This window comes from Pseudorhizobium halotolerans (assembly GCF_902153235.2).
GTDB lineage: Bacteria > Pseudomonadota > Alphaproteobacteria > Rhizobiales > Rhizobiaceae > Neorhizobium > Neorhizobium flavum.
On record NZ_CABFWE030000008.1, the window covers coordinates 1 to 17732 of the forward strand.

The window sequence follows — 17732 nt, forward strand, 5'->3', positions numbered from 1 at the left end:
AAGATGACGCCGCCGAGGATGTTGCGGATCGTGCCGTTCGGGCTCTTCCACATCTTCTTCAGGCCAAACTCCTCGACGCGCCCTTCGTCGGCCGTGATGGTCGCGCACTTGATGCCAACGCCATGCTTCTTGATCGCATGGGCAGCGTCAATCGTGATCTGGTCGTCCGTCTCATCTCGCTTCTGGATGTTCAGATCATAGTACTTAAGATCGATGTCCAGATAGGGGTAGATCAGCTTGTCCTTGATGAACTGCCAGATGATGCGGGTCATCTCGTCGCCATCGAGTTCGACGACCGGATTGGCGACCTTGATCTTATGCATGTAGTCCTCCCAATGGTGACGGCCCTCCGCCGCCACGTGTTCAGCGCATGTCGCGCATGTGGCTTTCGACGCTGCGAAGATGACGCCGCATGGCGTCGGCTGCAGCTGCGCCGTCGCGATCCGCGATGGCTTCAACGATCTGTTCGTGTTCGGCAAAGCTGTGATGGTCCGCGGGCGGGCGAACGGGGGTCTGACGCAACCTGCCCCAGGTGACGGCCCGGCGCACGGCGTTCAGCGTGTCGAGGAGCCCCAGCAGCAGTGAGTTCTGAGAGGCCTCGCCGATCGTACGGTGCAGGCGGTTGTCCCACTGCTCGTACTGCCGCCATGTCGGCGCCTGCTGTGCCTTGATCATGCAGTTGCGGATCTCGGCAATCTGGGCGCCCGTGGCATTCAGGGCAGCACAGCGCGCTACCTCAGGTTCGAATGCAATCCGTGCTCCCATGACCTCAAGCGGATTGGTGCGCTGGACCATGGCGTTGATGTCGGCAACCGTATCGATAGGGCGGTCACCAACGAAGGTACCCTTGCCGACATGTCGCCAAACCGTGCCTTCCGCCTGCAAGGTTGCGAGCGCCTTGCGCAGCACGGCGCGGCCGACATCCAGCGATTGAGCCAGCTCCCGCTCCGGCGGGAGGCGCCCATCGTCCGGTAGCTCTGCGGTGGCAAGAAAGCCCTTGAGCTTTGCCAGCACATCCATTTCCAAGTTTTGATCCATTTGCGAAACCAATATCCGAATTGGTTGATGGATAGCCGGCATGTGCTGCGGTGTCAATACGCAGAAGAGTTCTTGCTCAGACAGGTGTAGAAGACATCTAAAACGCTGAAAGATAAGAATTTTTATATGAGGATTTTTGAATTTCGCCTGTTTCTCACTCCACCCTGTAAAGGCTTCGGCGAAGAAATTGGTTGACATAGGTCCGCGTTAATAGATGATTGGTTTGCAATTGGGTTCTGGGGAGGGCCCGATTAAGGGAGGAACGAAATGAATATGTTTGCCAGGAAGATCCGGGCGTCGGTGTCTGTCGCCGCCCTCTGCTTTGCTGTTGCCGTGCCAGGCTTCGCCTGGGCAGATCCCATGCGCGTTGCCTTCGGCGACATTGCGACAGTGGAATCGCTTCATCTCCTTGCGGCTTTCGAGCGCGCCAAGGAGAAGGGCGTCGATGTCCAGATCACTTATTTGAAGAGCGAGGACATTGCAGCGCAGGCAGTCGTCAGCGGCCAAGCCGATATCGGCGTGGGAGCGCCATACGCTTTGCTTCAGAAGGTGAAGGCGCCGATCCGCATCTTCATGCAGTTGAGCAAGCTGCAGTTCTATCCGGTGGTCAACACCGAATTCTACAAGGATTGGAAGGATCTCGACGGTCAGGAGGTCGCCGTCCATTCACGCGGGTCCGGCACCGAAGCGATCATGCAATTGATGGCCGAGAAGAACGGCATCAAGTATTCCAGCATAGCTTACGTTCCAGGCGCTGAAGTGCGCACGGGCGCACTGCTGCAGGGCAACGTGAAGGCGACGATCGTGGACTCGTCTGGAAAGCGCGTGCTGGAGGACAAGGCGCCCGGCAAGTTCGCTTTCCTGCCGCTCGGCGAGGTCGCCGCGACGGATGAGGCGCTCTTTGCAAACACGGACTATCTTGCGGCCAATGCCAAGGATGTGGAGATCCTCATCGAGGCGATCCTGACGACATGGCGAGAAGTCGCCGCGGATCCGAAGTCGGTCGCGGCGCTGAAGGAAAAGTACAATCTGCTTCCCGACGCTACACCCGAAATGGTTGCCGATATCGAGCCGTACTTCACGGAGGCCGCGCCGAACATGCCGCTCAATGGAGGCGGGGAAGATGCTGCGCGCGATGACTTCGATTTCTACACGATCTCCGGGGCGCTTGAAGGAGAGGCGAAGGACCTGAAGGTTGAAGACTTCTGGGACCTCACGGCGCTCAACAATGTGCTCTCGAGGGTCGGTACGAAGTAAGATGCAGATGTCAATTTCGCCAGCAAAAATCGACAATGGGATCGGAGCCTCGCAAGAGGCTCCACCCACCACCGCCGAGATGATCCGGACATTCGTCGACGAGCGGCGTTCGTTCTGGATTGTCGTATCGCTCGCTTTACTCTTCGCTTCCTGGGAAATCGCCGGACGGATCCCGATCAGCTTCGCGTTCCCGAGCTTTCTCGAAACCCTTTCCGCCTTCGGCGAGATGGTTGCGGACGGCAGCATGCACCGGGCCTACTTCCTGACACTTCAGCCGCTGGTCCTCGGCGTCGTGATTTCGGCGGCCGTCGGGATCGGTCTCGGCGTCGCAATGGGACTGTCCGACAAGGCGGAGTGGCTGCTGGCGCCTGTATTCATCGTGCTCCAGGCAGCTCCGATGGCCGCGCTCGTTCCGCTTGTCACCTTCGTCTACGGGATCGGCCTGACGGCGAAGACGCTGGCGGTCATCATGCTGGCGCTGCCGGTCATCGTGCTGAATTCCTACAAGGCCGTGCGGCACGTCAATCCCTCGCTGGTAGACATGTGCCGCTCCTTCCAGGGCTCGCGCATGCAGCAGATCTTCAAGATCATCATTCCGGACGCATCTCCGGTTCTGTTTGCTGGTCTTCGCCTCGGCATTGCCGCAGGGTTTATCGGCGTCATGCTGGCAGAACTGCTGATCACGCCAACTGGTATCGGCGACCTCATCACCTATCACCGTTCGGTTGCCAACTATGCGCACATGTATGCGGCAGTTGCTTCGATCATTGCTGTCTCGACATTGACACTTGCGGGCTTGCAATACGTGGAAATCCATCTGCTGCGTCCTGAGAAGAGGAGAAAGTGACATGGCGAATCCTGCTTTGGCACGTAGCGGCAGCGTGACCTCCGCCACCAGCAATGATGCGGTCGTTCAAGTCCGCGAGATCTGCAAGAACTACGGCGACGTCGAAGCGCTCCGCGGCATCAATCTCGAATTCGAGCGTGGCAAGCTCACGACGCTGCTGGGCCCTTCAGGTTGCGGAAAGACAACACTGCTCAAGATCATCGCCGGCCTCGTTCCCGCCACCTCCGGTGAAATCCGGGTCAATGGACGTGTCGTGACAGGCCCCGGCCCGGAACGGGCCTTCGTCTTCCAGGATTTCGCGTTGATGCCCTGGGCGACCGTACTTCGCAATGTCGGCTTCGGCCTCGAACTGAAGGGGGTGCCGGCAGCGGAGCGAGACCGGACCGCTCGGCGTTATATCGAACAGGTGGGGCTTTCCGGTTTCGAGCAGAAGTACCCGCATGAGCTCTCCGGCGGCATGCGCCAGCGCGTAGGAATCGCGCGAGCCTTTGCGGTAAACGCAGACGTGCTTCTCCTGGACGAGCCTTTCTCGGCAGTCGATGAGCAGAACCGCCGTAAGTTCCAGGAGGATCTGCTGCGTCTGGTCGAGCTCGAGAAGAAGACGTTCATCTTCGTGACCCATTCCATCGAAGAGGCAGTCTATGTCTCGGACCGGATCGTTCTCCTGTCTCCTCGACCGGGCCGTGTTTCCCAAGTGATCGATCCGATGATCGATCGCAGTGCTTCCCCGGATGACATTCGCCGCGATGCCAGCTACCTCGACGTGGTCGAGGAGATCTGGCAGGGGTTGCGGCAATATGCGGAGTGATGCGCCATGACCCTATTCGGCACACGCGTTCCCATGATGGCGTCTCTGCTGTTCTGGTTGCTTGTCTGGGAGATCGTCGGGCAACTTGACGTCATGTTCCTCATCCCGCCGTTCACCTCCATTGTCAGCGCGGGCTTCGAGCTCGTCCAAACCGGCTCCTGGCAAAGCGCATCGATGATTACGCTGCGCTCTTTCCTGTACGGCATGACCCTTGCCATCGTCGTTGGCGTGCCGCTTGGGGTGCTCATGGGACGCTTCAAGGTTGTCGACAACATCTTCGGCCTGTGGGTGAACATGTTCGTCAGTGCTCCGCTGTCGGCGCTGGTGCCCATCCTGATGATCCTGTTCGGAATGGGAGAGACGACGGTCGTCGTTACCGTCTTCCTGTTCGCCGTCTGGATCATCGTTCTGGATGCCCGAGCCGGCGTCATGCAGGTCCCGACATCGCTCGTCGAGATGGGGCGCAGCTACGGCGCATCCCGATGGACGATCTTCACCAAGATCATCCTTCTCTCGGCGCTGCCGGAAATACTGGCCGGCATCCGGATTGGTCTCATCCGCGGGGTCAAGGGGGTGGTCATCGGCCAGATCCTGGTCTCCATCATCGGCTATGGAGAGCTATTCGAGCTCTATTCGAGAAGCTTTGACATGGAACGGTTCTGGGCTCTCACCATGCTTCTCTTCGCGGCGGCCATGCTGCTGTCCGCCGGGGTCGAATACTTCGAAAAACGCATCGAATACTACGCAGGAGCGCGATAATGAACGAAATGCCTCAACTGAAGAACTACGTCATCAAGCCGGCGCCGGTACCGACGCTGGCGGTCGCGGGGAGCGATGCGCTCTTCCCCATCCACCGCATCTACTGCGTTGGGCGCAACTTCGCCGACCACGCCATCGAGATGGGACATGACCCCAACAAGGAGCCGCCCTTCTTCTTCCAGAAGAACCCGGACACCATCGTGCCGCTCGGCCAGGACTTTCCCTACCCGACGGAAACCAACGACGTCCACCACGAGATCGAACTGGTCGTGGCACTGCAGAAGGGCGGCATAAACATTCCCGTCGAGGACGCCCTCGACCATGTCTATGGCTATGCGGTAGGCCTCGACATGACGCGCCGCGATCTGCAGGGAGAGGCCAAGAAGCTTGGACGCCCGTGGGAAACCGGCAAGGCGTTCGAGGCATCGGCACCCTGCGGGCCCCTGCATCCTGTCAGCGAAGTCGGGCATCCGACGGAAGGGGAAGTCTGGCTCAAGGTGAATGGCGAGACGCGCCAGAACGGCGACCTCAACCAGATGATCTGGAAGGTGCCCGAGATGATTTCCTACCTGTCGCGCCTGTTCGAACTGAAGGCTGGCGACCTGATCTTTGCGGGAACCCCGGCGGGCGTTGGCGCGGTCGTCAAGGGCGACGAAATGGTCGGCTACGTGGCCGGCGTGGGCGAGATCCGCTTCCGGGTCAGCTGACCGGCGCCCGGCGCACATCCAATGGACAGGGTGCGCTTCGCGTACCCTGCCCGTATCAAAAAGCCCTTTCGGGCACCATCACCTCATTTTCCGGACTCGCCATGCCCGCATCGATCATGCTGCTGACGTCGTTTGCACTCGTCCTCGGTTTGGTGGGATGCGTATCCGGCTTTCTGGCCGGTCTCCTGGGTGTCGGCGGCGGGATTGTCGTCGTGCCGGTCCTCTACCATGTGCTTGCGGCATTCGATGTCGACGTGGCCCTGCGCGCGCACATAGCCGTTGGTACATCGCTGGCAACAATCATTCCCACATCGGTTCAGTCCATCCGCGCCCACAAGGCGAAGGGGGCGGTCGACGCGGAGCTTCTGAAGCTGTGGGCCCCATTCGTGGCCTTGGGCGTCTTTCTTGGCGTTGTCGTTGCCGCCTATGCGTCAGGGTCCGTGCTAACTGGCGTATTCGGGGTCGTTGCAGCGGTGGTGGCGCTCTACATGCTGTTTACCCGTGAAGGATGGCACCCGGTCAAGGGGCTGCCGGGGCGTACGGGACAAGCGGGTATGGCGACAGCCATAGGAACCATCTCCACGCTCATGGGGATAGGCGGCGGCACCTTGACGGTTCCTACGCTGAGTATCTTCAGCTACCCCGTCAGACGGGCCGTCGGCACCGCTTCGGTGATCGGACTGATCATCGCGGTGCCCGGGACGGTGGGCTACATCTTCAATGGCTGGGGCAGGGCCGGCCTGCCCGCGTTCTCGCTGGGTTATGTGAATCTGGGAGGGATGATCGCGATCGTCGTCACCAGCATGTGGTTCGCTCCACTGGGTGCTCGCACCGCACATTCGATCGAGCCGCGCACTTTGCGCATCCTCTTCGGTGTCTTCCTCACGATCACGTCCAGCAAGATGTTGTTTGATAGCTACCGCATGTTCTTCTAGCGGTTCGGATGGGTCTAACTTCGGGCTGGACATGGGGTCAAGGACGTCAGATTCCGATCGTCGTCGTGGAGTGAACGGGCGCTGTCGGTGCAGGCCGCTCGGCTTTTGCGGTTGCAATGAGCCGGTACTTCCGGTGGAGCTAGTGCGTCGATCAGGAATAACAGCCGGAGTTTGATCTCGTTGCTCGCCATCCTTGCCGATGATTTGACGGGTGCATTGGATGCCTCTGCGCCCTTTGCTGCCAGACGATTGCACGTAGAAGTCGCCCTGACGGTCGAGGCGATGGGCGAGGCTCTTCGAGCCAGGCCGGCGGTGCTTGCGATCAATCTCGGATCGCGGGAACTGGACGCCGCAGTTGCTCGCGATAGGACGACCGCGGCTCTGGCCGCGCTTCCGCCCGCGACGCGGTTGTTCAAGAAGATCGACTCGCGGCTGAAGGGGCATATTGCAGCAGAACTCGATGTCATGCCCTTCAAGTCTGCGTTGGTCGCGCCGGCCATACCGAGCTTCGGCCGCATTGTCCGAGACGCGAAGGTGCAAGGATTCGGGATAGCAGATCCTATCTCCATTCATGAATGTCTTGGCCGGCATGCGGAACGGGCGACAGTGCCCGACACGATTAGCCAGGACGATCTGCTTGAATGGGTCGCAAGGTCAGATGCTGCAGGCTTCGATCTCCTCGTCGGCGCCCGTGGGCTGGCGGAGGCGTTGGCCGACGCGATGACAGATCGGGCGTCCGCCCGGCTTGCGGAGCTGCCACGGGGCAGGGCGCTCTTCGTGGTCGGCTCCCATGATCCGATCACCATTGTCCAGGTCGACGAACTTCGAAGGACATTCGACGTAAATTACCTGGCTGCGCCCAACGGTAAGATTGCAGAAACCAGACCGAGCGATGACTTGATTACGGTAGTGCAGGCTGTTCAAGGTGAGTTTCCCACCGACCCGCTGCAGGTTTCGCGTGCACTCGCCAAGGCGGTGGCGCCGATGGTGAGCACGACGGTGTCGACGCTGCTTCTGACCGGCGGAGCAACGGCTGAGGCCGTCATGGAAGAAATGGGAATAAATCGTTTCCGCCTGGCCGGGGAGTGTCTTCCTGGACTGGGCCTGGCCTATGCTCAAGGGCTCTGCATCATCACGAAATCGGGGGGATTTGGGGCCCCCGACACCCTTGTAAGGATCGCCGCCCGGCTTTGTGACCGGTAAGGCCGAGGGGCCGGTGACGGGCCGAGAGAAGGGTCAACCCTGTTGGGGGCGACCCGCCACCAGCTTGCGCGCATATGCGATGGCGGAATTCATATTGCCGTGGTTGGCAATGCCCTTGCCGGCGATATCGAAGGCGGTGCCATGGTCGACGGAGGTTCGATCGATCGGCAGGCCTACAGAGACGTTCACTGCGGTATCGAAGGCCACGAGCTTGATCGGGATATGTCCCTGGTCGTGATACTGGGCCACGACCAGGTCGAAAGCGCCGGAATAAGCGCGGTGGAACACGGTGTCGGCCGATATTGGCCCATAGGCATCGATGCCTTCAGCGCGCGCAGCGGCGACAGCCGGCGCGATCTGGTCATCGTCCTCCGTGCCGAAGAGCCCGTTCTCGCCGCAATGCGGGTTGATGCCGGCGACGGCGATCCGGGGTGAGGCGTAGCCAACGCGCCTGAGATGCGCATCGCCCGCTCGAATGGTCGCAAGCACCCGCTCCGTCGTCGCACGGTGGATCGCCTCCTGCAGCGAGACATGGGTGGAAACGTGAATGACCTTCAACCGTTCGGAAGCGAGCAGCATGTACGCGGCTTTCGATCCGGTGAGACTGCGTAGCATGCCGGTATGGCCGTCATAGTGGTGGCCGGCGCTGTTCAGCGCCTCCTTGTTGATGGGAGCGGTGACGATGCAGCCGATCACGCTGGCTTGCGCGTCACGAACGGCCCTTTCGATGAAGCGGAATGACGCGTCGCCGGCGACGGAGCTCAGCTGCCCCCAGGGAAGTGGCGCGCCTTCGAGTGGAAGATCCACGACATTCGGTGAAAGATCGAGGTCGATGCCGAGCACCGCTCGAGCCGCCTCCAGTGTCGCGAGATTGCCGTAGATGCGGGTCATCTGCCGTTCCGCCGGTGACATGTCGGCAAGCGCGCGCACGGAGATTTCCGGGCCGACGCCGCAGGGGTCGCCCATTGTGATGCCGATGATGTTGCTCATGAAGATCTCCGTTCCTCGACGCTTTCCCAGCCGAGAGCAGGTGGGCATATACGGGAGCCGTTAGAGCCGCTGCCGCAGCCGGGATAGGACATAATGTTGTTGAACCCGTCAATCGGATCCCTGCGGACTCAGCTACGGATTTCAAATTCGGTATCGGTCGCGGATCCTGGACGCGGCCTGGACTCACTCGCGCAGTAGTCGCGACATGCCAGTCCTCATGAAGAGCGATAGTGAATTCTCTCGGCCCAGACCGTTTCTATGTTGGAACCTCCTGCTCCTAGAACCGTTTGGGACTACCAGCATTTTGCTGGAAGCAAGCTTTGGCTTTGTGCAGGCGTGATCATTTGAGTCGGATTCTTGATGAAGACGATGTCTGACGCACATCGTCACCTCGCGAGCTATGACAAGCCGATCGAGGGAAGGCGTGAGCATGTCAAAACCTGGACAGCATCCGGGCCGAGACGACGTGCGCTCGGTTTGGCCAAGCGCATGTTCGACATCGTGTTCGCGCTGGCAGCCCTGATTTTCGTCGCGCCGCTCTTCGGCGTTATCATGCTTGCGATCCTCCTTCATGACGGCCGTCCAATCTTCTATCGTCAGCTTCGCCTCGGTCGGCACGGCAGGTCTTTCAACTGCCTGAAGTTCCGGACAATGGTTCGGGATGCGGATGTCCGCTTGGCGGAACTCTTGTCCATCTGCCCCAAGTCCCAGAAGGAATGGCTTGACGCTCAAAAGCTGTCCAACGACCCTCGCGTGAACATGCTTGGACGCTTTCTTCGCAAAAGCAGCCTGGACGAACTGCCGCAACTCATCAACATTCTGCGCGGCGAGATGAGTATCGTCGGGCCTCGGCCGATCGTGCACGAGGAGGCGGTGCGATATGGCAGGAACCTGCGCCTCTACCTGACGACCCGACCCGGACTTACCGGCCTTTGGCAGGTCAGTGGACGCAATTCACTGAGCTATCAGGAGCGCGTCCAACTGGATGTCCGCTATATCCGCACCATGTCCGCCGGTTTGGATGCACGGATTATCCTGAAGACGATCGCGATTGTCGTCACGGGCAAGGGTGATCATTAATCAGACCTACGCCCCGCGACTGACACCACAGAGTCCGCCGGACACTGATGCGACCGGCGAAAGCGTAGTGCCTGCAGACGGTTGGCTACTCCGCTGCGAGCAGCTGTTTCTCCCCGTGGGGGCCGATCGGATTTCTTCCGACGCAGCAATAGGTGAAGCCCGCTTCGAGCACTGCATCCTCGGACATCAGGTTGCGAAGGTCGATCATCAGTGGCTCCGCCATGACGGCCTTCAACTGGCCGAGATCAATATCCCTGAACTCCGGCCATTCAGTAAGGACGACAACGGCATCGGCGTCGGTTGCCGCGTCGAGTCCATCCTCGCAGAAGGTCACATTTGTCAGGAGCTTTGCGGCATTCTCCATGGCTTCCGGGTCATGGGCACGAATCTTGGCGCCGAAATCCTGCAGGGCCTGGACGATCGGAATGGCGGGGGAATCGCGCATGTCGTCCGTATGCGCCTTGAAGGCGAGGCCGAGGACGGCGATGGTCTTGCCGCGTATCGATCCGCCGCAGGCGTCGAGGACCCGCAGCGCCATTGCCCGCTTGCGGTTGTCGTTGACCTGGATGACGGTCTCGATCGTGTTCAACTGCACACGGTGGTCGCGGGCGGTCTTGGAAATCGCCAGGGTATCCTTGGGAAAGCACGAGCCGCCATAGCCGGGGCCGGCATTGAGGAACTTCGAACCGATGCGGCTGTCCAGTCCCAGTCCGTGGGCGACGTGACGAACGTCCCCGCCGACCGCCTCGCAGAGATCTGAGATCTCGTTGATGAAGGTGATCTTCATCGCCAGGAAGGCGTTGGCCGCATACTTGATCAGCTCTGCGGAGCGGCGCGATGTGTGGAGGATCGTTGCGCCCGACAGGCGCTCGACCTCATAGATGCCGGACACCACTTTGCGTGCCCACTCGCTTTCGCTGCCGATGACGATCCGGTCTGGGCGCATGAAATCGTCGATCGCAACGCCCTCGCGAAGGAATTCCGGATTCGAGACGACCGAGAACCTGAAGGGCCTGCGTGCGCTCAGGAGGATCCTCTCGACTTCGTCGCCGGTGCCGACCGGTACGGTAGACTTATTGACGACCACCAGGTCGCCGCTTGCGTTCTCCGCAATGGCATGGGCAACGGCATGGACGTATTTCATATCGGCATGACCGTCGGTGGCGCGCGGTGGCGTGCCTACGGCGATGAACGCAGCCTGGGCATCCGCGAGTGCAGACCCGAGGTCATCGGTGAAGGAAAGACGGCCGCTCGCGTGGTTTCTGGCCACCAGTTCATCAAGGCCCGGCTCGTAGATTGGCACCACACCCTGTCGCAGCTTCTCAAGCTTCTTCTGGTCGCTGTCGACGCAAACCACGCTGTGGCCTATATCGGCGAAGCACGTGCCTGCCACCAGGCCCACATAGCCGGATCCGACTACAACGATCTTCATGCGTTTGCCTCCACGCGAGCCCTTGTCTCGAGACGGGATGGCTCGGAACGCTGATTGCTGAAATACGCGATTGTCCTGAGAACGCCTTCTCTCAACTCCACGGAAGGCTCCCAGTCAAGAAATTCCTTTGCCCGCGAAATGTCCGGGCAGCGCTGGGTCGGGTCGTCCTGGGGCAGGGGAAGCGAGATCAGCCGCGACTTGGATTGCGTAAGCTCGAGGACGACCTCGGCAAGCTGCTTCACCGTGAATTCGTTCGGATTGCCGATGTTCACGGGGAAGGTCACGTGGTCCGGCGCGTTCATCAGCCGGATGATGCCCTCCACAAGGTCATCCCGATAGCAGAACGATCTTGTCTGGCTGCCGTCGCCATAGACGGTCAGATCATCGCCCGCCAAGGCCTGGACGATGAAGTTGGATACCACCCTGCCGTCGCCCGCGTTCATGCCGGGCCCATAGGTGTTGAAGATTCGAACCACGCGGATATTGATTCCATGCTGGCGATGATAGTCGTAGAATAGGGTTTCCGCGGCGCGTTTGCCCTCATCATAGCATGCACGGATTCCCGTCGAGTTCACATTTCCCCAGTAGGTTTCCGTCTGCGGATGAACCAGCGGGTCGCCGTAGATTTCGGACGTGGACGCCTGCATGACCCTGGCACCGTGCTTTCGCGCCAGGTCCAGCATGTTCATCGCCCCATGGAAGCTGATCTTCATCGTGCGGATCGGATCGGCCTGGTAATGGGGCGGAGAAGCGGGGCAGGCAAAGTTGTAGATCTCGTCCACCGCGACATCAATCGGGTCGCACACATCCCAGTCGATGAACTCGAACCGGGGATTGCCGGAAAGGTGGGCGATATTGGCCATCGACCCGGTGTAGAGATTGTCGAGGCAGATAACCTTGTGACCGCTGTCGAGCATCCGCTCGCAGATATGCGCGCCAAGAAAGCCGGCGCCACCGGTGACCAGTATTCTTTTCATGATACGTCCCTGGGTCTGAAGTGACGATACCGGAACTAGGAGCCTGTCCCGCCCCGGATCTCGGAAAGTAGGGTCCGATAGATGATTTTGAAGTCCAGCCAGAGGCTGAAATTCTGGACGTAATGAAGATCGGCCGCTATCCGCGCTTTTGCCTTCGATCGCCGGGTGGTCGGTCCGCGCAGGCCTCTCGCCTGCGCAAGCCCCGTGATCCCGGGCTTCATAATGTGACGGTCGTGATAATTCGGTACGAGATCCTCGTAGGCGACGCCTGCCGCCAGCATGCCGAGTGGGTGGCAGCGGGGACCGACAAGCGACATGTCGCCCTTCAATACGTTGAAGAGTTGCGGCAGCTCGTCGATATTGGTCTTGCGGATGAAACGCCCGATGCGGGTAATCCTCGGATCCCCCTCGACAGTCTGCCTGACGCCGGTGGCGTCGCATTGATCAAGGCGCATGGAGCGGAACTTGAAGACGTGGATGATCCTGCAGCCCTGCCCCCATCGCGCCTGACGGAAGAACACCGGGCCCGGGCTTTCGAGCTTAATCAGGAGAGCCACGGCCAGCAGGAGTGGCAGAAGGACCACCAGCGCGGTCAGAGATAGAGTGATGTCGATGGCACGCTTCACGCCAAGCTCCAGCGAACGCTGCTGGATCACCGGCGCCGGCATTGCCTGGGGCGCAGTATTCGAGTTCGCAGCAGCGTAGTGCTCGAAGCTCACGGGCACGGACACGCCCAGGGAGGTATTGGCTTTCATGACCCAGCACTCATGGAGAGTTAACTGAATGTTAATCTAACTTAGTCCTCGCTGCATTGCAAACAGATCTCCGCCACGTTTCTTTAATCTGGTTAATTCAAGTAATTCTCTTGATGCTGTCTACCTGTGGTCGCATTCGGCACCAGCCAGTTCCGTGTAATACTTCCATCGCCATTTTGGTGGTTGCGTGGGACTGGAGCCTCCTAGTTCGGCATCGGATGATGACGCGTCAGCTTAGGGTGACGGCAGGCAATGAAGAGGGATTCGATGCCTTGCTGCTGTCGGCGAGTTGTTTCGCGCAGCAGGAATAGCCGAAGGGATTGCTAGAAATCTCCAGCAGCATTTCGCGTGCTGAGACTATGAAAAGGGATTCTTTGGGAATTGCGGATCGGTTATCAAGCACGCGCTTGTATTGCACCTGCTCCGGATGGAGCGACAGGTGCCAGGATTGTTGCCTCCCGGTCTTGGCAGGATACAGATCGCGCGATCTGGAAGAGTAGAGGCTGCTACTGGAGGGGTTCCTGCTAGTCGATGCTCGCCGTGGTCACCGGGTCCAACTGGGGAACGATGCCGCCGTAAAGTGCGACGGACGCATACAGGATGATCGCCCACATCGACAATGAGAGGGTGAAAGCAAAGAGGAGGTTTCTTAAGCGCCGTGACATCGTCCATCCTTTCGGTGTGGCCATGATCCGGCAATGATGTTGTCTCCTGGTAAATCTCCATGGTTAACCATCTCCATGATTGAGGAAACCTAAACGGTTGTCCCGTTTTCTGACGGGCCCTGGTGCCCCTGAAGTATGCGGGCTGTGCCATCGTTCTTCAGCCTTACTTGCTCCGGGCCCATAAGCAGGGTGCACCCGTCGCAGTCGAGATTTGCGGCCGGTGGTCGAAGGATGTATTCTGCGTGTCGACAAGAAGGATATCCGATGACTGGAACTGTTGATCCTCCGCCGCACGGCCGCAAAAGGGGCTCCGGCGCAAGACTGGTCTATGACCTGTTGCGCGACGAGATCCTCGATCTGAAGCTCGCGCCCGGTAGTCCGATCGACGAGGTCCAGTTGGCGGAACGCTTCCAGATGTCGCGCACCCCGATCCGCGAGGCCCTAGTGCGGCTAGCCGGTGAGGGCCTGATCGAGACGCTACCCAATCGTTCAACCATGGTGTCGAACATCGACTTCCTCAATCTCGGGCCCTTCTTCGATGCGCTCGTTCTCATGTACCGGGTGACGACGCGCCTCGCCGCACAGAACCATCGACCCGGAGATATTGCCGCCATCCGTCTTCATCACGAGGAATATGCGGCGGCGGTCGCCGCGCGCGATGCCTTGGCGATGATCGCCACCAACGCGGCCTTCCATGCAGCGATCGCCGAAGCGGGCCGCAATCCGTACTTCACCGGCTTGTTCCGGCGGTTGCTGGACGAGGGACGGCGCATCCTGCGTCTCTACTACAAGTCCTACGACGAGCAGTTTCCGCAGCGTTTCGTCGAGGATCACGCTCTGATCATCGCCGCAATCGAATCGCGTGATGTCGAGACGGCGGACCGCCTCGGCAGGTCCCATGCCGACCAGATCGTTGCGCAGGTACAGAAATTGTTCAGCCGCAGCAGCGGGGTAGACATCACGCTGTAATCCGCTGTATTCTTCTTGTCGACAAATAGAGTGCAGACGTCGTTTCTGCGAACTGCATGCCAATCCGATCATTGCTTTGCTGCCGGAATGACCGGCGAAAGGAGACTGATGTGAAGTCGAAGATATTTTCCGGTGTCATTCCCGCCCTGATGACGCCGTGCAAAGACGATCGCACGCCGGACTTCGATGCGCTTGTCCGCAAGGGCAGGGAACTGATCGGCAAGGGAATGTCAGCCGTCGTCTATTGCGGCTCGATGGGGGACTGGCCGCTCCTGACCGATGAGCAGCGCATGGAAGGCGTGGAGCGATTGGTAAAGGCTGGCGTTCCGGTCATCGTCGGCACCGGCGCCGTCAACACCGCATCGGCAGTCGCCCACGCCGCTCATGCCCAGAAGGTGGGTGCGCAGGGCCTGATGGTCATCCCGCGCGTTCTCTCCCGGGGCTCTGTCGTCGCCGCCCAGCGAAACCACTTCAAGGCGATCCTTGCCGCCGCTCCTGATCTGCCCGCAGTCATCTACAACAGCCCCTACTACGGCTTCGCCACCCGCGCCGATCTCTTCTTCTCGCTGCGCGCCGAGCATCCGAACCTCGTCGGGTTCAAGGAATTCGGTGGAGCGGACGACATGCGCTATGCCGCCGAGAACATCACCAGCCGCGACGATGGCGTATCGCTGATGATCGGCGTCGATACCTGCGTCTTCCACGGCTTCGTCAACTGTGGCGCAACCGGCGCCATCACCGGGATCGGTTGCGTCCTGCCGAAGGAGGTACTGCACCTGTGCAACCTCGCCCAGGCCGCGGCGAAGGGCGATCCGGATGCCCGCCAGCGCGCGCTGGAACTGGAATCGGCGCTCGCGGTGCTTTCCTCCTTCGACGAGGGGCCCGATCTTGTCCTCTTCTTCAAGCACATGATGGTGCTCAAGGGTGACCGCGAATACACGCTGCACTTCAATGAGACGGACGAACTGTCCGAAAGCCAGCGTGGTTATGTCGAAGCTCAGCTGAAGCTTTTTGATACGTGGTATGCAGAGTGGAGCAAGCTTCCGGGCGCCGTCCAGACATACAAGGCCTGAGCTTCATCAGCGTGGTCTGCAAACGGCTCCTTCTGCACGGAGCCGTTCAAGGCAGCTGAATAGTAGCTGGACGCGGGGTGTCGACCGCCTTCAGGCGACGGCGTCAAGCCCCTTTTCCAGAAGCCGGTCAAGCTGCTCCATTTCGGCAGCCGTCAGCGCAATCCCTTCCGCCTCGGATTTCGCACGGGCCGCAAAGCGGCGCTGCGACGGCAGGCGGGCGCCCTGGCCAACAATGCTCTCGAACAAGTTCTCGGCACGCGCAAAGGGGTTGCCGGGACGCCCGGCGGCAAAGGCCTCAGGCGAGAGGGCGATGATCAATTCCCCATGCATGGGCGCAAGCGTCGTGGTCCCCAGATAGTCCAGGACTTCAGGGCTCGTCAGGTCGCCGATCATGATGCCGGCCAGAAGCTCGATCATCGTGCCGATCGCCGAGCCCTTGTGACCACCGAAGGGGAGCATGGCGCCGGCCAGTGCCGCTTCCGGATCGGTCGTTGGCTGTCCGTCGGCATCGATCGCCCAGCCCTCCGGCAGCGGCTTGCCGGCGCGTCGATGCAGTTCGAGCTCGCCCCGCGCGGCCACGGAGGTGGCGAAGTCGAAGACATAGGGTGCATGATCCGGACGCGGCCAGCCGAAAGCGAAGGGGTTCGTCCCGAGCAAGGGCTTGCTGCCGCCGGTGGGCGCGACGGTCGCATAGCTGGGGCACATGACGAGCGCGGCAAGGCCTTGGCCAGTCACCGCTTCCACTTCCGGCCACAGGGCAGAAAAGTGGCTGCAATCGTTGATGACCAGCGCCGCGAGACCGAGCGCACGCGCGCGTTCGGCAAGCGCGGGAAGACCGAGTTCGAAGGCGGGGTTGGCAAATCCCCCCTTGGCGTCGACCCTGACGATGGCAGAACCTTCATTCAGGTCGAGTTCTGGTACCGCATCCGGTTTGACCTTGCCTGCTTTCACGGTCCGCAGGGCACCTTCGATGCGATAGATCCCGTGCGACTTGCAGGCGTCACGCTCGCCTGCGACGATGACTCGTGCAAGGGCTCCGGCCTGTTGCGCATTAAGCCCCACCTTCCGGAAGATGGCATCGACCCGCTGGTGGAGATCCGCAATCGTGATGGTGGATGTCTGGGTCATTGTCCGCCTCTTTCGAGCTGGGCCGCCCGACCAGGCGGCGTTGAACGAGTGCATACACATAGTATACAAAAATGGGCGCGTGCAATTCGGGAACGCCCGACTCACATATCACGCCTTCCGACGGAGTTGAAAACGATGGCTTCCTATACCTTCTCCTGCATCGACGGTCATACCTGCGGAAACCCGGTCCGCCTTGTTTCCGGCGGTGGTCCGCGGCTTGAGGGGGCGACCATGCTTGAGAAGCGGGCGCATTTCCTTCGCGAGTTCGACTGGATCCGCACCGGTCTGATGTATGAGCCGCGCGGCCATGACATGATGTCCGGGTCGATCCTGTACCCGCCCACCCGCGCTGACTGCGACGTGGCCGTCCTGTTCATCGAAACCTCCGGCTGCCTGCCTATGTGCGGCCACGGCACGATCGGTACGATCACAATGGGCATCGAGAACGGGCTGATCACGCCGCGCGAGCCTGGGAAGCTATCGATCGATGCGCCGGCGGGGAAGGTGGACATCACCTATCGCCAGGAAGGGCGTTTCGTAGAGGAGGTGCGCCTCACCAATGTCCCCGGCTTCCTCCATTCGGAGGGGCTGACGGCACAGGTCGAGGGGCTGGGCGAGGTCGTCGTCGACGTCGCCTATGGTGGCAATTTCTACGCCATCGTCGAACCGCAGAAGAATTTCAGGGACATGGCCGATCACACGGCCGGCGAACTGGTGGGTTGGAGCCCGAAGCTGCGCGCCGCCCTCAATGCCAAGTACGAGTTCATCCATCCCGAGCATCCGGAGATCCGCGGACTGAGCCACATCCAGTGGACCGGCAAGCCGACGAACCCGGAGGCTAACGCACGCAACGCCGTCTTCTATGGCGAAAAGGCGATTGACCGCTCTCCTTGTGGAACGGGCACTTCGGCGCGGATGGCGCAACTGGCGGCAAAGGAAAAGCTCAAGGTCGGAGACGAATTCATCCACGAGTCGATCATCGGGTCTCTCTTCCGCGGTCGTGTCGAGGCGGCGACGACCGTGGCCGGTCGCGATGCGATTATCCCGTCGATTGCCGGTTGGGCTCGCATGACCGGCATCAACACGATCTTCATCGATGATCGCGACCC

At 60.5% G+C, this 17732-nt stretch carries 19 protein-coding genes; 11 read left to right on the plus strand and 8 right to left on the minus strand.

All coding sequences use genetic code 11. From position 1 onward, the window contains the following. Nucleotides 1-323, minus strand: a 323-nt coding sequence (locus tag FN060_RS14000; RefSeq protein WP_244665815.1) for an isocitrate/isopropylmalate family dehydrogenase, incomplete at its 3' end; no start/stop codon positions are given. A gap of 40 nt (nt 324-363) precedes the next feature. Further along, complete coding sequence (locus FN060_RS14005; protein ID WP_342345186.1) at nt 364-1236, minus strand: FadR/GntR family transcriptional regulator; 873 nt, start codon at nt 1234-1236, stop codon at nt 364-366. 69 nt (nt 1237-1305) lie between these two features. Between FN060_RS14005 and FN060_RS14010 the strand changes: the two genes are divergently transcribed. The 7 genes from FN060_RS14010 to FN060_RS14040 all read left to right on the plus strand — a co-directional run bounded on the left by FN060_RS14010 (nt 1306) and on the right by FN060_RS14040 (nt 7554). Then, nucleotides 1306-2295: an ABC transporter substrate-binding protein gene (locus FN060_RS14010; RefSeq protein ID WP_142588656.1), complete on the plus strand. Its 990-nt coding sequence runs from the start codon at nt 1306-1308 to the stop codon at nt 2293-2295. A 79-nt stretch (nt 2296-2374) separates the two neighbouring features. Beyond that, on the plus strand, nt 2375-3142 hold the full coding sequence (locus tag FN060_RS14015) for an ABC transporter permease (protein ID WP_425312176.1): 768 nt from the start codon (nt 2375-2377) through the stop codon (nt 3140-3142). A 1-nt stretch (nt 3143) separates the two neighbouring features. Continuing rightward, a complete protein-coding gene (locus tag FN060_RS14020) occupies nt 3144-3950 on the plus strand; it encodes an ABC transporter ATP-binding protein (RefSeq protein WP_142588657.1) in 807 nt (268 codons plus the stop codon). 6 nt (nt 3951-3956) lie between these two features. Continuing rightward, a complete protein-coding gene (locus FN060_RS14025; protein ID WP_052637363.1) occupies nt 3957-4709 on the plus strand; it encodes an ABC transporter permease in 753 nt (250 codons plus the stop codon). Then, nucleotides 4709-5416, plus strand: a complete 708-nt coding sequence (locus FN060_RS14030; RefSeq protein WP_142588658.1) for a fumarylacetoacetate hydrolase family protein — start codon at nt 4709-4711, stop codon at nt 5414-5416. The genes FN060_RS14025 and FN060_RS14030 overlap by 1 nt, the downstream gene beginning before the upstream one ends. Before the next feature lie 101 nt (nt 5417-5517). After that, nucleotides 5518-6351, plus strand: a complete 834-nt coding sequence (locus FN060_RS14035) for a sulfite exporter TauE/SafE family protein (protein WP_142588659.1) — start codon at nt 5518-5520, stop codon at nt 6349-6351. A gap of 180 nt (nt 6352-6531) precedes the next feature. After that, nucleotides 6532-7554 (plus strand): four-carbon acid sugar kinase family protein, encoded by a 1023-nt coding sequence (locus tag FN060_RS14040; RefSeq protein WP_142588660.1) that lies wholly within the window; start codon nt 6532-6534, stop codon nt 7552-7554. Between the two features lie 33 nt (nt 7555-7587). Here the strand turns inward: FN060_RS14040 and pdxA are convergent, their stop codons facing one another. Then, nucleotides 7588-8544 (minus strand): 4-hydroxythreonine-4-phosphate dehydrogenase PdxA, encoded by a 957-nt coding sequence (gene pdxA / locus FN060_RS14045; RefSeq protein WP_142588661.1) that lies wholly within the window; start codon nt 8542-8544, stop codon nt 7588-7590. 360 nt (nt 8545-8904) lie between these two features. Here pdxA and FN060_RS14050 point away from each other — a divergent pair, with 360 nt between their 5' ends. After that, nucleotides 8905-9624: a sugar transferase gene (locus FN060_RS14050; RefSeq protein WP_244665816.1), complete on the plus strand. Its 720-nt coding sequence runs from the start codon at nt 8905-8907 to the stop codon at nt 9622-9624. Between the two features lie 85 nt (nt 9625-9709). Here the strand turns inward: FN060_RS14050 and FN060_RS14055 are convergent, their stop codons facing one another. The 4 genes from FN060_RS14055 to FN060_RS14070 all read right to left on the minus strand — a co-directional run bounded on the left by FN060_RS14055 (nt 9710) and on the right by FN060_RS14070 (nt 13453). Beyond that, nucleotides 9710-11056: a UDP-glucose dehydrogenase family protein gene (locus tag FN060_RS14055; RefSeq protein WP_142588662.1), complete on the minus strand. Its 1347-nt coding sequence runs from the start codon at nt 11054-11056 to the stop codon at nt 9710-9712. Continuing rightward, the gene (locus tag FN060_RS14060; RefSeq protein ID WP_142588663.1) at nt 11053-12033 is read right to left on the minus strand and encodes a UDP-glucuronic acid decarboxylase family protein; all 981 of its coding nucleotides are present in this window, start codon (nt 12031-12033) and stop codon (nt 11053-11055) included. The genes FN060_RS14055 and FN060_RS14060 overlap by 4 nt, the downstream gene beginning before the upstream one ends. Before the next feature lie 35 nt (nt 12034-12068). Beyond that, on the minus strand, nt 12069-12788 hold the full coding sequence (locus FN060_RS14065) for a sugar transferase (RefSeq protein WP_183950098.1): 720 nt from the start codon (nt 12786-12788) through the stop codon (nt 12069-12071). A gap of 524 nt (nt 12789-13312) precedes the next feature. Continuing rightward, complete coding sequence (locus tag FN060_RS14070; RefSeq protein WP_172973625.1) at nt 13313-13453, minus strand: hypothetical protein; 141 nt, start codon at nt 13451-13453, stop codon at nt 13313-13315. A 264-nt stretch (nt 13454-13717) separates the two neighbouring features. Here FN060_RS14070 and FN060_RS14075 point away from each other — a divergent pair, with 264 nt between their 5' ends. Next, nucleotides 13718-14422: a GntR family transcriptional regulator gene (locus tag FN060_RS14075; protein ID WP_142588664.1), complete on the plus strand. Its 705-nt coding sequence runs from the start codon at nt 13718-13720 to the stop codon at nt 14420-14422. 110 nt (nt 14423-14532) lie between these two features. Continuing rightward, on the plus strand, nt 14533-15495 hold the full coding sequence (locus tag FN060_RS14080) for a dihydrodipicolinate synthase family protein (RefSeq protein ID WP_142588665.1): 963 nt from the start codon (nt 14533-14535) through the stop codon (nt 15493-15495). Between the two features lie 90 nt (nt 15496-15585). Here FN060_RS14080 and FN060_RS14085 read toward each other — a convergent pair whose 3' ends face one another. Next, complete coding sequence (locus FN060_RS14085) at nt 15586-16623, minus strand: Ldh family oxidoreductase (protein ID WP_142588666.1); 1038 nt, start codon at nt 16621-16623, stop codon at nt 15586-15588. A 135-nt stretch (nt 16624-16758) separates the two neighbouring features. Between FN060_RS14085 and FN060_RS14090 the strand changes: the two genes are divergently transcribed. Continuing rightward, on the plus strand, nt 16759-17732 hold a 974-nt coding region (locus FN060_RS14090; protein WP_142588864.1), incomplete at its 3' end, for a 4-hydroxyproline epimerase.

Coding starts and splice junctions, on each gene's coding strand:
- FN060_RS14065 (WP_183950098.1), bottom strand. CDS start 12,788: ATGAAAGCCAATACCTCCCTGGGCGTGTCCGTGCCCGTGAGCTTCGAG.
- FN060_RS14085 (WP_142588666.1), bottom strand. CDS start 16,623: ATGACCCAGACATCCACCATCACGATTGCGGATCTCCACCAGCGGGTC.
- FN060_RS14020 (WP_142588657.1), top strand. CDS start 3,144: ATGGCGAATCCTGCTTTGGCACGTAGCGGCAGCGTGACCTCCGCCACC.
- FN060_RS14055 (WP_142588662.1), bottom strand. CDS start 11,056: ATGAAGATCGTTGTAGTCGGATCCGGCTATGTGGGCCTGGTGGCAGGC.
- FN060_RS14060 (WP_142588663.1), bottom strand. CDS start 12,033: ATGAAAAGAATACTGGTCACCGGTGGCGCCGGCTTTCTTGGCGCGCAT.
- pdxA (WP_142588661.1), bottom strand. CDS start 8,544: ATGAGCAACATCATCGGCATCACAATGGGCGACCCCTGCGGCGTCGGC.
- FN060_RS14075 (WP_142588664.1), top strand. CDS start 13,718: ATGACTGGAACTGTTGATCCTCCGCCGCACGGCCGCAAAAGGGGCTCC.
- FN060_RS14070 (WP_172973625.1), bottom strand. CDS start 13,453: ATGTCACGGCGCTTAAGAAACCTCCTCTTTGCTTTCACCCTCTCATTG.
- FN060_RS14035 (WP_142588659.1), top strand. CDS start 5,518: ATGCCCGCATCGATCATGCTGCTGACGTCGTTTGCACTCGTCCTCGGT.
- FN060_RS14050 (WP_244665816.1), top strand. CDS start 8,905: ATGAAGACGATGTCTGACGCACATCGTCACCTCGCGAGCTATGACAAG.
- FN060_RS14025 (WP_052637363.1), top strand. CDS start 3,957: ATGACCCTATTCGGCACACGCGTTCCCATGATGGCGTCTCTGCTGTTC.
- FN060_RS14015 (WP_425312176.1), top strand. CDS start 2,375: ATGATCCGGACATTCGTCGACGAGCGGCGTTCGTTCTGGATTGTCGTA.
- FN060_RS14030 (WP_142588658.1), top strand. CDS start 4,709: ATGAACGAAATGCCTCAACTGAAGAACTACGTCATCAAGCCGGCGCCG.
- FN060_RS14005 (WP_342345186.1), bottom strand. CDS start 1,236: ATGTCAACCAATTTCTTCGCCGAAGCCTTTACAGGGTGGAGTGAGAAA.
- FN060_RS14010 (WP_142588656.1), top strand. CDS start 1,306: ATGAATATGTTTGCCAGGAAGATCCGGGCGTCGGTGTCTGTCGCCGCC.